A 12848-nucleotide genomic window follows, 5' to 3' on the forward strand; every position below is an offset into this window, starting at 1 on the left:
GTTCCGATAGGGATTTCGTTCCTCTAATGAAAGAAGTATTAGCTTCAGAGAATGGGCAAGGTCATAGCTCATGGAAGGAGAGTCGCCCTTACTTTAAGTTTGACAGGGTCGAAAAGCCGGTTTTGTTTATCTCTATTAACTCATCTGCAAATGTTTGCGGTGCTGTTGGTGTTCATGAGGCGTTAGTTGCGTATATTGCTCAACGGGGTATTGAGGCGTATGTTGAGGTTGTAGGGAGTTACGGATTAATGGGATTGGAGCCCTTGGTGGAGGTTCAGCTTCCGGGCATGGCTAGGGTTGCTATTGCCAATGTCCAGGCTCATGAGGTGGATGAGTTGTTGGATCCAATATTCAATAGGTTTTTACCCGAAGGAAGAGCCGTTTTTCAGCACCGAAATGATTTGCACCATCCCTGGTCTGGGGTGCCTTTCATGGATGAACTGCCATTCTTTAAGCAGCAACTTAGGGTTGTTCTGGGGCTAACAGGGAAATATAATCCTACCTCACTGCCTCAGTATATGGCGCATGGTGGTTTATTCTCATTTGTGAAGGCTCTCCGGAGTTATACTTTTTCTGATATCTGCGATATTGTTGAGCGCTCAGGGCTACGAGGACGTGCCGGTTCCGGCTTTCCAACAGGGAAAAAATGGCGGATGGCCCTTGATGTGGCAGCCGATGGTAGGTATGTTATTTGCAACGCCGACGAAAGCGATCCGGGCGCATTTATGAACCGGCTATTAATGGAGGGATCTCCTTATCGGGTGCTGGAGGGCCTTGCTATTGCCTCCTATGCCTGCGGAGCCGGAAAAGCATTTATCTACACTAGAAATAGGTATTCCATCGCTATCCAGCGGCTCGAGGAAGCGCTTGCTTCCATGCGGGAGGTTGGTATTCTTGGAGAGAATATTTTTGATAGCGGTTACAACCTAGATATTAAAATAGTTAAGGGTCCTGGTGCCTATGTGTGTGGTGAAGAAACTGCACTAATACGAAGTTTAGAAGGAAAGCGTGGGATGCCCACCTCGAAGCCACCTTATCCAACAACGGCCGGTTTTAAAGGGAAACCTACGGTGGTGAATAACCTTGAGACGCTTTCCAATGTGCCTTTAATCCTCATGAATGGGCCAGATTGGTTTCAAACCATGGGGACAGAGACCAGCAAAGGGACTAAAGTGTTCTCTCTGAGCGGTAAGTGTGCTACAACCTCGGTTGTTGAAGTAGAGATGGGAACAACTTTTAGCCAAATACTCGAAATTGTTGACGGTGTTATTCCTGGATCGGAGATTAAGGCCATTCAAATAGGAGGCCCTTCCGGCGCTTGTATTCCTCCGTCCCTCTTTTCGCTAAAGGTGGATTACGATCGATTAAAAGAGGCCGACATCCCCATGGGGAACGGTGGCATTTTGGTTTATGATGAGAAAACCTGCATGCTTGATATGGTAAAATACTTTATGGGTTTTATCCAGAATGAGTCTTGCGGAAAGTGTATCCCATGCAGGGAAGGGTCGCAGCGAATGGTCGAAATTTACAAGAATATAACCCGCAGACCTCTCTCCGAGGAGGGCCACAACACCTTGGAACGCTTTAAAGGTGTTATCCAGCTGGAGGGATTAGCGGAGGTAATGAAGGACACCTCTGCCTGTGGACTCGGGCAAGCATCTACCTATCCTGTGCTTTCAACCCTTAAGTATTTTAGGGATGAGTATGAGGAACATATATTCGATAGGCATTGCAGGGCTGGTGTTTGCAAGGATTTGAGGGTTTTTCAGATCGACCTAGATAAATGCACGGGCTGTACCGCTTGCGTAAAAAAGTGCCCGGTAAATGCCATTGTCGGGGCACCTCGAATGGCTCACTACGTGGTTACCGAAAGGTGTATTGCTTGCGGAGCCTGCTTGGAGACCTGTATGTTTGGTGCTGTTTTAACTCATTAGAAATTTGGTATGGGAGTGATATTTAGTATTGAGGTAAACGGTAAGGAAATACAAGCCCAACGGGGGGATACCATCTTGGAGGCACTTCACCAGAATGGAATCAAGGTGCCAACCCTTTGCAGCATGAAGAACTTAAGCCCTTCAGGTGCTTGCCGCATTTGTGTGGTGGAAGTGGAGGGAAAAAGTGGATTAGTGCCTTCCTGTTCGCATCCTGTAGAGGAGTGGATGAAGATAAAAACACACTCCCCAAAGGTTATAAAAGCACGAAAAACCATTGTTGAGTTACTCCTTTCAAATCATCCCGACGATTGTCTCTACTGTGAACGTAATGGAAGTTGCGAACTGCAAGACCTCTCCGCTGAAATGAATATACGAGAGCGTCGGATTACTTGCAAAAAGCTCAAGCATAAAATTGACCAGAGCAGCCCCTCCATTGTTCGTGATCCATCGAAGTGCATCTTATGCGGACGTTGTGTTAGAATGTGTGATGAGGTGATGCAGGTTTCCGCTCTGGAGTTAGTAGGGCGAGGCAGCAAATCGATGGTTACAACGGCACTAGGTAAAGAAATTAACTTTTCATCGTGTATCTTTTGCGGCCAGTGTCTTATGGTTTGCCCTACCGGTGCTCTCTACGAAAAATCCAATCTTGATGAAGTACAAAATGCGCTGAATAACCCCAACGTTACGGTGGTAGTCCAGCTAGCTCCTTCAATTTCTGTTTCGGTATCGGAGGAGTTGGGCTTTAAGTCGGGTAAGGATATCAATGGAGTTTTAGTGTCGGCACTACGAAAAATTGGGTTTAGCCATGTATTTGAAACTGGATTTGGTGCCGATGTTGTGGCTATGGAGGTGGCCCACGAACTCAACATTCGAATGCAGCAGGGTGAAAAACTTCCTTTGTTGACCGGTTGCTGCCCTGCATGGATCAAATATATGGAGCAGTTTCACCCTGAACTTTTATCACTGGTATCAACGATTAAATCGCCCCAGCAAGCTTTAGGTGCTATTATCAAGGAGTGCTGGGCGAAGGAGGTAGGCATACCGTCGCAGCAGCTTTTCTCGGTAGCAATAATGCCTTGTACTGCGAAGAAGTTTGAGGCCCAGCGCGAGGAGATGACCCATAAAGGAATTTCGGATGTGGATGCCGTTTTGACAACACGGGAGTTGGTGCAGCTACTCCATTTGTATGGCATTGATGTGCAGAGTTTAGAGCCTCAGATTTCCGACACGCCCTTTTCCATTCGATCTTCAGCCGGAAAACTTTTTGCAACCTCAGGAGGACTTTCCGAGGCAGTTACCCGCACCCTGCATTTTACGCTCACTGGAAAAGAGATTCGGAACATTAAAATTGCACAGTTTCGCAATGTAGTTGGCTATAAGAAATTCGACATAGAGGTTGGCAAACAGACAATTAAGGTGGGTATTGCCAACGGGATGAAGGGGGCTGTAACCATGCTGCGAGAAATTGCCGCGGGCCAATGCGATATGCACATGATTGAAGTGATGGCTTGCGAAGGCGGTTGCTTGCATGGAGGTGGACAGCCTTTTGTTTCGGATGATAAGGACAAAAAGACTCGAGCAAAGGCGATTTATGAGATTGATGAATCGGAAGCTATTTGGGCTCCATACAAGAATCCTGCTGTTGCGGAAATTTACGCAAAGTGTTTGGGCGAGCCGGGGAAAGAGAGTTCCAGTTCAATTCTGTGCACTCGCTTCTCCGAACGAAACGTATTGTTATAAATTGCCATGAGCATTTCCGACCGACATAAAGATTTAGTTTATACCATTAAGGAACTCTGCCGGGTTTGCTATACCTGTGTAAGAGAGTGCCCTGCCAAGGCCATTAAAATAAACAACGGTCAGGCCGAGGTTCTTTCCAACAGGTGCATTGGATGTGGCAATTGCATAAAGGTTTGTAGCCAAGATGCCAAGGTTTTTCAACAGTCGCGGATTGAGGTTCGGGATTTGCTTAAATCGGCTCATCGAGTGGTCGCCATTATTGCCCCCAGTTTTCCGGCTAGCTTCCCCGACATCGTTGACTATAAATACTTTGTTGGGATGGTTCGATCGCTTGGATTCGACCATGTGTGCGAGGTTGCCTTTGGAGCCGATTTGGTGGCTCTTCGCTACAAGCAATACCTCGAGGAGAAATCAGCTGTAGGCTTTATCTCTTCCGATTGCCCAGCCATTGTGGATTATATCCGGTATTACCATCCCCAATTGGTGGATAACCTTGTGCCGGTTGTATCGCCCATGGTGGCAATGGCAAAGGTGGTTAAGGAATTGTATGGTTCGGATGTGAAAGTTGTTTTTGTGGGTCCGTGTATCGCCAAGAAAAATGAGTCGTTTGAGGTGGATGAGGTTATCACTTTTCGGGAACTTCACATCATGTTCGATACCGATGGGATTACTGCGGAGTCGGTGATGCCATCAGATTTTGACCCACCGAAGGCGGGTAGGGGGGCCATTTTTCCTATCACTAGAGGTTTAATTCAAACGGTAAATATTTCGGACGATATATTTGAAGGCAACGTTATTGTGGCCGATGGCCGAGTTGATTTTCAACAGGCCATTAAGGAGTTTGAAAGCGGCAATATTAAGAATGTGAACTTAGAATTGCTTTGCTGCGAGGGCTGTATTATGGGCCCTGGAATGCCTCCTGGCGGTTCTCCCTTCGAGCGGAGAACACATATTAGCAGCTATGTGCGAAATAAGTTAGCCAACGAAGCCGATATGGCCCAGTGGAACTCCAATATCGAAACTTTCTCTGCCCTCGATCTCTCCATCACGTTTACTGCGTTCGATCAAAGAACCATTCCGCCGCAAAACGACGAGGTTGAGAAGGTGCTGGCCTCCATGGGGAAGTTTACCACACGCGATCACCTTAACTGTGGCGCTTGCGGTTATGATACCTGTCTTGAGCATGCCGTTGCCATTGTGGAAGGCCTAGCTGAAGTGGAGATGTGTTTGCCATATTCCATTGAAGAGCTGCACTCTACCATAAAGAATTTGGCCGTTTCGAACGAGAAGCTGGCCACCATGCAGCAAGCCTTAAAGCAAAACGAGAAGTTAGCACACATGGGGCAACTGAGTGCCGGAATTGCCCACGAACTCAACAATCCGTTAGGGGTGCTAATAATGTATAGTAACATTTTGCTCGATGAGTGCAGCACCGACGATCCCAACCGTCAGGATTTGGAACTTATTGCAACTCAAGCTGAGCGCTGCAAGAAGATTGTTGGGGGATTGCTGAATTTTGCTCGCAAAAACCAAGTGCGATTTGATGAGGTTGATTTGGAGAAATTGGTGGACGATAGCCTAAACTCAGTAGTTATTCCCGCATCTATTGCCGCTCGGGTGGTGAATAAGGCCGAAAACTCAAAGGCACTGCTCGATTACGATCAAATGATGCAGGTTTTAACTAACTTGAACAAAAATGCCATAGAAGCAATGCCTCAAGGTGGAACACTCGAAATTGTAATTGAGGATACGCCGGAAGTTGTAATCTTTCGCATAAAGGATTCCGGGATGGGAATTGAGAGGGAAAACGTTGAAAAACTCTTTACCCCATTTTTCACCACCAAGGCGCTTGGCAAAGGCACTGGGCTGGGGCTGGCAACTTCCTATGGAATTGTAAAAATGCACAAAGGGAAAATCGAAGTTAAATCGAATGCTGATAAGGAAAAGGGCCCCACAGGAACCACTTTCAGCGTTATACTACCAAGGAAACCTTAGCTGTTTTGCTTATGAATACGAGCAATAAAACAATATTGATTGTAGACGACGATGAGGATTATCTCTATCAGATGAAGCTCATCATTAAGAACTTCGGATTCAACGTAGTTACGGCCGAGAGCCAGCGCGAGGCGGAGGAACTCTTGCAGCAAGTAAAGCCCGATTTGGCTATCTTCGATTTGATGATGGAGAATGAGGATAGCGGCTTTATCTTAAGCTATAAGTTGAAGAAAAAATACCCCGAAATTCCGGTAATTATTGCAACTGCGGTTGCCTCTGAAACAGGCATTAGCTTTGGGGTTAGCTCCGAGGAGGAGCGTAGATGGATAAAGGCCGATTTGTATATGGAGAAAGGGATTCGGCCAGATCAACTCCATCGCGAAATTGTAAAACTACTTAAACTGTAGCAATGGAAGTCCTTAGGGTGTTAGTGGTTGATGATGAGCCTGGTATTCGTTCGGGTATACATCGCATTTTAAGTAAGTTCTCGGTGAGTTTTCCATTCTTGGAGGATGACATTGAGTATGACCTATTGGAGGCTAGCACCGGCGAGGAAGCCATTGAAATTATTAAGCAGAATACCGTCGATATTGTTCTTCTCGACAATAAGTTGCCCGGAATTCAAGGTATAGAGGTGTTGGATTTTATCAAATCAAACTTTCCCGCGATCCTCGTGGTGATGATAACCTCTTATGCTTCGCTAGAGCTGGCCGTAAATGCAACAAATAAGGGAGCTTACGATTTTGTGCCTAAGCCGTTTACTCCGCAGGAGTTAAAAACCTCCATGGAGGGAATTACCAAGCACCTCTTCCTTAAGCGGATGACCAAGAAGTTAAATAAGGAGGGGCGACAAATCCGGTTTCAGTTTTTGACACTCCTCTCCCATGAACTTAAGGCCCCGCTGAGCGCCATAGAGGGGTATTTACATATTATCCAAGAAAGGCAGGCCGGCGATGATATTGCAGCCTACGATAAAATGATTGATCGTTCGTTGGATCGCATCAAGAGCATGCGAAATCTAATTATGGATCTGCTCGACCTTACCCATATCGATTCCGGAAAAATGAAGCGGGAGGTTAAATTGCAGGATATTGTTCCAATTATTGTCACCTCGATGGATACCGTATTGCCTTTTGCCGTTCAGTGCGACGTGGAGGTTGTGGGACATTGGGACCTAGAGATGATGATGGAGGTGGATAGCGATGAGATGGAGATTATCCTCAACAACCTACTATCGAATGCTGTAAAGTATAATAAACCTGATGGAAAGGTGTTTTTGGAGGTGGCCTTTGCAAATGAGGACCTCGTTATAACCGTAAGGGACACCGGAATTGGAATTGAAGAAGAGGATATTGCCCGATTGTTTGATGAGTTTATGCGGGTAAAATCGGCTCAAACGAAGCATATTAGCGGGAGCGGTTTAGGCTTGTCGATTGTGAAGCGTATCGTAAAACTTTATAACGGAACGATTTCGGTGGACAGCAAGCTCGGTGAAGGAACCACGTTCACCATTACGTTGCCCGTTGTGGATAAAGCAAAATAGCATATATTTGCACCTATGAAGCTACCTGAAAGGACCATTGAACGTCTCTCCACTTATAGGAGAACCCTACTTAACTGTTTGGATGCTGGTAAGAACTACATCTATTCGCACGAGTTGGCTAACCTGCATAGCATTACCGCCGTTCAGGTAAGGCGCGACCTTATGCTTATTGGATTTTCGAGCCAAACCAAGAAGGGCTACGATGTTAAGGAGCTCATCGATGTTATTGGGAAGATTCTGGATAGCTCTAGCGCCCTTAATGTGGCCGTGCTCGGTATGGGTAATTTAGGCCGTGCTGTAACTACCTACTTCAATGGTAAACGAAGCAAACTTAAGATTGCCGCTACCTTCGATGTGGACTCCAATAAGGTGGATCGCGTTATTTCCGGGGTAAACTGCTACCACATCAGGGATTTTAAGACGATTGTGCAGCGGGAGAACATTACCATTGCTATTATTACCTCGCCTCCAGATACGGCCAAGCAACTTGCCGAAATTCTGGAAGGTGCCGGAATTCGTGGCGTTTTGAATTTTACTACCATCCCAATAAATATCTCCTCCAACGTGTATCTCGAAGAGTTCGACATGATAACCTCTATTGAGAAGGTAGCCTACTTTGTTAAGGAGATGAATGGCGGCAGCTTGGAAAAATAGAGGCAAGGATGGAAATCCACTATGGTTTTGAGTCGTTAGGATCTATTCGGAATCCAGTGGTCACTACGGGAGCCTTTGATGGCGTTCATGTGGGGCATAAAACCATAATCAACAGAATTAAGGAGATTGCCCGCGAGATTGATGGACAGACCGTTTTAGTTACTTTTTATCCCCATCCGCGCATTGTTCTTTACCCCGAAACTGAAGGAAAGGACTTGCTGTTTATCAGTTCTCAAAAGGAGAAGATTGCCCTGTTGGAACTTGCCGGTGTAGAGCACTTGGTGATTGTTCGTTTTTCCATCGATTTCAGCAAAATTACCTCCGATCAATTTGTGCGCGATATCCTGCTGGGAAAACTTCATGCCAGGTGTATTGTGGTAGGGTTTAATCACCATTTTGGGCACAATCGGCAAGGTGATTATGATTATCTCTACTCCCTGAGCCAAGAGTTAGGGTTTAGGGTAGAGGAGATTCCCGAACAGGATATTCAGAACGAAACCGTTAGCTCCACAACTATTCGAAAAGCCCTGAAGGAGGGGAAAATACAGCGAGCCAACGCATACCTCGACCATCAGTATATCATAATAGGAGCACTAGGGATTGGCCACAAAGTTTTTAGTGAAGCCAGCTTTCCAACGCTGTCGGTGCAGCTGGAGGAGGTTGGGAAGCTTATTCCCCCCGATGGCGTATATGCCGTGAGCGTTAAATGGGGGAGTCTACAGTATAAGGGGATGGTTGCCATTGCCCGAAACATTCTCGATGCCGGTCCTTTCGGGGTGGGTGTGCAGCTCCACTTGATCGATTTTGATCACCATTTTCCCGATGCCGATGCCACCATTCTTTTCCATAAGCGAATTAGGCTGGGACTGGATACTTCGTCTCCTGAAATCATCAACAAACAGCTGACTCAGGATCTTGCGTTTGTGATGGATCTCATTTTTTAACAATTATTTCTACCGCAGGAGTTGTAACAACGTTTACCACGTAGAAAATCTTTATTGTATTACATGTCGCTCATTCAGGGCTTCCTTTGTTTTTTTTATCTACGCTGGCCTACGATTCGACCTGTGCTCTAACGTTTCGGGGCTTTGCCCCTTTACTTCTTCTAACGTCTGATCGACGTAACTTCTCGAGGAAACAATAAGGCCTGAAAGGCCTGCATGTAAAAGCACAGGGCGTAGCCCTGTGTAAAACGATACGCGATTTCTTAGGGCTGAAGGCCCGACACGTTGCATTGACGAGATTCGCGGCCATACAAAAAAACAGCTGCCGGGATTTTTCTTTTCCATCAAAAGAAACGAAATTGAAATACTCTTTTTTACTAAATGTTGAAAAACATTACTGTTTGCAGTATCACACAAATGATCTTTTGTATCTTTGCCGTATCATTGTCTACGGTGCTGCTATTAGTAACACCAAGGACTCCAATAATTAGTCTAATCCAAAGGTTGTTTCTAATGGAGAAGAGAATCGGCGCAGCACTCATCCTTATCGAGGAGAAATCGAGCGTAACCAAGTTAAACGACATTATCTCTAAGCATGGCGACATTATCGTTGGCCGGCAGGGTATTCCTTTAATGCAAAAGGGGGTAAGCGTTATTTCTTTGGTGCTTGAGGGCACTAGCGATGAGATAGGTGCGTTAACCGGTCCAATTGGAAAGCTCCCCGGAGTGCAGGTAAAATCGTTACTGATGAAAACTGCAATAACGGAGGCTGGTCAATAATCTTCGCTTTCAACTTTGGGTAGTAAACAGTAATCGCCACGAATTGGCTAAAAACTACTACCATGAAATTCAAACCAGAAGAGTATCGCATCAAGGACGAGCCGATGAAGCCCTTCATCGACCCAGAAGAAATTTGGGAGTATCTCAACCAAGCTCCTGCTACCGCTGAACAGATCAAGGCTATTATCCAAAAATCGTTGGACAAGAACCGCCTCAACCTGCAGGAGGTGTCGGCCTTAGTAAATACTACCGATCCTGCATTGGTGGCTGAAATTCTGGAAGGTGCCCGTGAACTTAAGAAGCGCGTGTATGGTAATCGTATCGTTCTTTTTGCCCCGCTATACATTGGTAATAAGTGCACCAACAACTGTCGCTACTGCGGATTTAGAACATCAAACAAGGAAGCCGAACGCGTAACCCTTAACGATGCCGAGATTGTTGCGGCAGTGGAAGCGCTTGAGGAAACAGGCCAAAAGCGGCTTATTCTGGTTTACGGCGAACATCCACTTTACTCGCCCGAGTATATTGCCAACAACGTGAAGCTGGTGTATGGTGTTAAAAAGGATAATGGCGAAATTCGTCGTGTCAACATCAACGCTGCCCCAATGGAAATTGAAGGTTTCCGAATTGTGAAGGAAGCAGGAATTGGCACCTACCAAGTTTTTCAAGAGACATATAACCAAGATGCGTATGCTGCCTACCACTTGGGTGGCAAGAAGCGCGACTTCGATTACCGCTTAACCTCCCTCGACAGAGCCCAGGAGGCTGGCCTCGACGATGTGGGTATTGGTGCCCTGTTTGGCCTTTACGATTGGCGCTACGAGGTGCTGGGTTTAGTTCGTCACACCAATCACCTCGAAGCGTGCTACAACGTAGGACCACACACCATCTCGTTCCCTCGTATTCAGGCGGCTTCGGAACTCGATGTTGATCCAAAATACTTGGTAAGCGATGCCGACTTTGTGAAGTTGGTAGCCATTCTTCGCCTCGCTGTTCCTTACACCGGTATGATTTTAACTGCCCGTGAGTCGCAACAAATTCGCAGGGATGTGATGCAGTTTGGTGTTTCCCAAATTGATGGCGGAACCAAGCTGGAGCTGGGTGCATATGCCGACAAAGAAGTTCCAGATGATAACCAGGACCTTAAGAAAGAGCAGTTCAAAATAAACGACAACCGCTCCCTTGCCGAAATTATTGAGGAGTTGGTAGAGAACGAATACATTCCATCGTTCTGCACCGCCTGCTACCGCTTGGGCCGTACCGGGGAGCACTTTATGGAGTTTTCGGTTCCCGGTTTCATCAAACGATACTGCACCCCCAACGCCTTGCTAACACTTGCGGAATACTTGGTAGACTATGCTAAGCCGGAGGTTGCCAAGAAGGGTTGGGCGCTTATTGAACGTGAGCTACTGCTGCTCGATGGACATCAGGATGTAGAAGAAGTTCGACGCCGGATAGAGAAGATTAAGGCAGGAACACGCGATCTTTACTTTTAGTGTTGGAAGCCTATGTTTTTTGTCGTAACTTTTGTTCGTCAAAAAAAAACATAAGCTATGAATAGAGACGAAGAAGTTAGAATTTTAGGAGTCCGAATTACTGACCGAAACAAGGAAGCCGGCGACATTCAAAAAGTCCTTACAAACTATGGTTGCTCCATTCGCACCAGGCTTGGGCTTCATGAAGTTTCAACCGAGATTTGCTCTTCCAAAGGGTTGCTTATTTTGGAGCTAATAGGCGACAAAACGGAGCAGGATAAGCTGGAGGCTGCACTTATAGGAGTAGCCGGAGTTCAGGTTCGGAAGATGGTGTTTTAGCCACGCAATAACGTGAAAAGCGGTGCTTCATTTCGGTGGAGCACCGCTTTTTGTGTGAAGGGTGAAGGGTGAATTGTGAATAGTGAATTGAAAACTGACGGGGTGACTGTTTCCGGTACAGAAAAGTCACCCCGTCAGTAGTAAATTAGCTTGGTTTCTCTTTTTTGTCACGATGAGCAGGGCGGTAGCCGGCCTCGGTAGCGGCCACCCGCTGCCCAATTTGCGCCAGCAGGTTGCGCCAAACCTCATCGGTATTTATGTCGGCCATTACCTCTACATACTTTATAAAGTTCTTAAGCGCTACCTGCATCAGCCTGCGCTCCTTAGTGGCGCTGGCTATATCCTTAATGCTGGCCCGCTCGGTGGTGCGCTCGGAGTCAATCGATTCATACACGTTTTGCGAGGTGACTAGCGCACCAATCCAAGGCTCCATTACCATTTTAGTAATACTATCGTGGTAAATGGGCTTGTTTAGGTCGTCCAGTATTTTGTGAATCTTTCCCGACTCCTCGCCGTGGGCCATCGATTCAATACCCGTTCCATGAGCATCGAGCACGGCCATCATTTGGTCGGCGGCCGTTTTTACATCGGGAAGCCACGAGTAGGTGTGGGCGAGGGTATAGGTGCGCAGCCCAATCCACCGGTGGTCGCGGTTTTCGTCGGCGGCCATCAACCGTTCGGTGTGCGGACTGGCTCTTACCTTGTTAAAACTCTTTGTGTAGCTATCCTTGCTACGCTTAAGCTCCACAAACGGCTTGCTTCCGGTAATTTCTACGCTACCAGTGGCCTCTGAATCGTTAATAACATCTGCTGCTAACGCTTCTGCTGTTGCAACAGGAAATCTTGTTAAACTTACCATAACAACTAGGGTTTAGGGTTACAAACTATAGCTTGAGCAACTACGCTCGGAATTGGTAAATGAATGAAACTGTGCAGGCGGTATGAATAAAATATCGTTGTAGCACGTTTAAATTGCTAACCGGTAGGGGGAGACAACTTAAACGCTCGTTTAAATCATAAACCGAAAGGGGGTGGCGATGTAAACGCTCGTGTAAATTATAAACCGGAAGGGGGTGGCGATTTAAACGCTCGTGTAAATCACAATAGTTCGGTAATAACTAGTGTAAATATTTGACAATCAGAAAAATAGGCGTGAATAAATTTGAATAAGACCTTAGAAATCAGTATCTTAAAAGATTATTCCAGTAATTTTCTAAGCATGATTCCTAAGGTCAGTAATATTGTTAAGTATTACATATACAGCACATTAAACAATGACTGTTTTAATAAACTCAATAAAACTCGCAAAGATTTTGTTGTAAGCGTTCTTTGGCACATTTTGAGTATCAAAGGTAGGATAAATTTCTTACAGCTGGGTCGCTTTAGCCAATCTAGCGAACAGACCTACCGCAACCAGTTCGAGAAACCGTTCGATTTCTTTTCG

Annotated in this window: 11 protein-coding genes and 1 pseudogene; 11 read left to right on the forward strand and 1 reads right to left on the reverse strand. The window is 46.1% G+C overall.

All coding sequences use genetic code 11. The annotated features are described in order from the left end of the window. Window positions 1–26 precede the first annotated feature (26 nt). The 10 genes from BLS65_RS11835 to BLS65_RS11880 all read left to right on the forward strand — a co-directional run bounded on the left by BLS65_RS11835 (window position 27) and on the right by BLS65_RS11880 (window position 11404). Window positions 27–1934 carry an NADH-ubiquinone oxidoreductase-F iron-sulfur binding region domain-containing protein gene (locus tag BLS65_RS11835; RefSeq protein WP_170830103.1) on the forward strand — a complete coding sequence of 636 codons (1908 nt, stop codon included), beginning with the start codon at window positions 27–29 and terminating at the stop codon, window positions 1932–1934. 9 nt (window positions 1935–1943) lie between these two features. Further along, window positions 1944–3674, forward strand: a complete 1731-nt coding sequence (locus BLS65_RS11840; RefSeq protein WP_212590544.1) for a [FeFe] hydrogenase, group A — start codon at window positions 1944–1946, stop codon at window positions 3672–3674. A 6-nt stretch (window positions 3675–3680) separates the two neighbouring features. Further along, entirely contained in the window at window positions 3681–5669 is a 1989-nt protein-coding gene (locus tag BLS65_RS11845; RefSeq protein ID WP_092439248.1) for a [Fe-Fe] hydrogenase large subunit C-terminal domain-containing protein, read from the forward strand. An 11-nt stretch (window positions 5670–5680) separates the two neighbouring features. Continuing rightward, window positions 5681–6076, forward strand: coding sequence for a response regulator (locus BLS65_RS11850; protein WP_092439250.1), 396 nt, complete (start codon window positions 5681–5683; stop codon window positions 6074–6076). A gap of 2 nt (window positions 6077–6078) precedes the next feature. After that, window positions 6079–7212, forward strand: a complete 1134-nt coding sequence (locus BLS65_RS11855; RefSeq protein WP_092439252.1) for a sensor histidine kinase — start codon at window positions 6079–6081, stop codon at window positions 7210–7212. Window positions 7213–7227: 15 nt separating this feature from the next. Further along, window positions 7228–7866, forward strand: a complete 639-nt coding sequence (locus BLS65_RS11860; protein ID WP_092439254.1) for a redox-sensing transcriptional repressor Rex — start codon at window positions 7228–7230, stop codon at window positions 7864–7866. A gap of 8 nt (window positions 7867–7874) precedes the next feature. Then, window positions 7875–8810 (forward strand): riboflavin kinase, encoded by a 936-nt coding sequence (locus tag BLS65_RS11865; protein WP_092439256.1) that lies wholly within the window; start codon window positions 7875–7877, stop codon window positions 8808–8810. Window positions 8811–9323: 513 nt separating this feature from the next. After that, window positions 9324–9590, forward strand: a complete 267-nt coding sequence (locus tag BLS65_RS11870; protein WP_092439258.1) for a TM1266 family iron-only hydrogenase system putative regulator — start codon at window positions 9324–9326, stop codon at window positions 9588–9590. Window positions 9591–9652: 62 nt separating this feature from the next. Further along, complete coding sequence (gene hydG / locus BLS65_RS11875) at window positions 9653–11086, forward strand: [FeFe] hydrogenase H-cluster radical SAM maturase HydG (protein ID WP_092439261.1); 1434 nt, start codon at window positions 9653–9655, stop codon at window positions 11084–11086. Between the two features lie 57 nt (window positions 11087–11143). Further along, entirely contained in the window at window positions 11144–11404 is a 261-nt protein-coding gene (locus BLS65_RS11880; RefSeq protein WP_092439263.1) for a CPF_0552 family protein, read from the forward strand. Window positions 11405–11549: 145 nt separating this feature from the next. Here the strand turns inward: BLS65_RS11880 and BLS65_RS11885 are convergent, their stop codons facing one another. Beyond that, a complete protein-coding gene (locus BLS65_RS11885; protein WP_092439265.1) occupies window positions 11550–12263 on the reverse strand; it encodes a DUF6261 family protein in 714 nt (237 codons plus the stop codon). A gap of 360 nt (window positions 12264–12623) precedes the next feature. Between BLS65_RS11885 and BLS65_RS18630 the strand changes: the two are divergent. Continuing rightward, window positions 12624–12848, forward strand: a pseudogene (locus tag BLS65_RS18630) (hypothetical protein); the annotation flags it as partial.

It is taken from the genome of Williamwhitmania taraxaci, from assembly GCF_900096565.1.
In the GTDB taxonomy this organism is placed as follows: domain Bacteria; phylum Bacteroidota; class Bacteroidia; order Bacteroidales; family Williamwhitmaniaceae; genus Williamwhitmania; species Williamwhitmania taraxaci.

Excerpts from the sequence above, each read along its gene's own strand:
- BLS65_RS11870 (WP_092439258.1), top strand. The coding sequence starts at position 9,324 with ATGGAGAAGAGAATCGGCGCAGCACTCATCCTTATCGAGGAGAAATCG.
- BLS65_RS11855 (WP_092439252.1), top strand. The coding sequence starts at position 6,079 with ATGGAAGTCCTTAGGGTGTTAGTGGTTGATGATGAGCCTGGTATTCGT.
- hydG (WP_092439261.1), top strand. The coding sequence starts at position 9,653 with ATGAAATTCAAACCAGAAGAGTATCGCATCAAGGACGAGCCGATGAAG.
- BLS65_RS11885 (WP_092439265.1), bottom strand. The coding sequence starts at position 12,263 with ATGGTAAGTTTAACAAGATTTCCTGTTGCAACAGCAGAAGCGTTAGCA.
- BLS65_RS11880 (WP_092439263.1), top strand. The coding sequence starts at position 11,144 with ATGAATAGAGACGAAGAAGTTAGAATTTTAGGAGTCCGAATTACTGAC.
- BLS65_RS11865 (WP_092439256.1), top strand. The coding sequence starts at position 7,875 with ATGGAAATCCACTATGGTTTTGAGTCGTTAGGATCTATTCGGAATCCA.
- BLS65_RS11845 (WP_092439248.1), top strand. The coding sequence starts at position 3,681 with ATGAGCATTTCCGACCGACATAAAGATTTAGTTTATACCATTAAGGAA.
- BLS65_RS11860 (WP_092439254.1), top strand. The coding sequence starts at position 7,228 with ATGAAGCTACCTGAAAGGACCATTGAACGTCTCTCCACTTATAGGAGA.
- BLS65_RS11840 (WP_212590544.1), top strand. The coding sequence starts at position 1,944 with ATGGGAGTGATATTTAGTATTGAGGTAAACGGTAAGGAAATACAAGCC.
- BLS65_RS11850 (WP_092439250.1), top strand. The coding sequence starts at position 5,681 with ATGAATACGAGCAATAAAACAATATTGATTGTAGACGACGATGAGGAT.
- BLS65_RS11835 (WP_170830103.1), top strand. The coding sequence starts at position 27 with ATGAAAGAAGTATTAGCTTCAGAGAATGGGCAAGGTCATAGCTCATGG.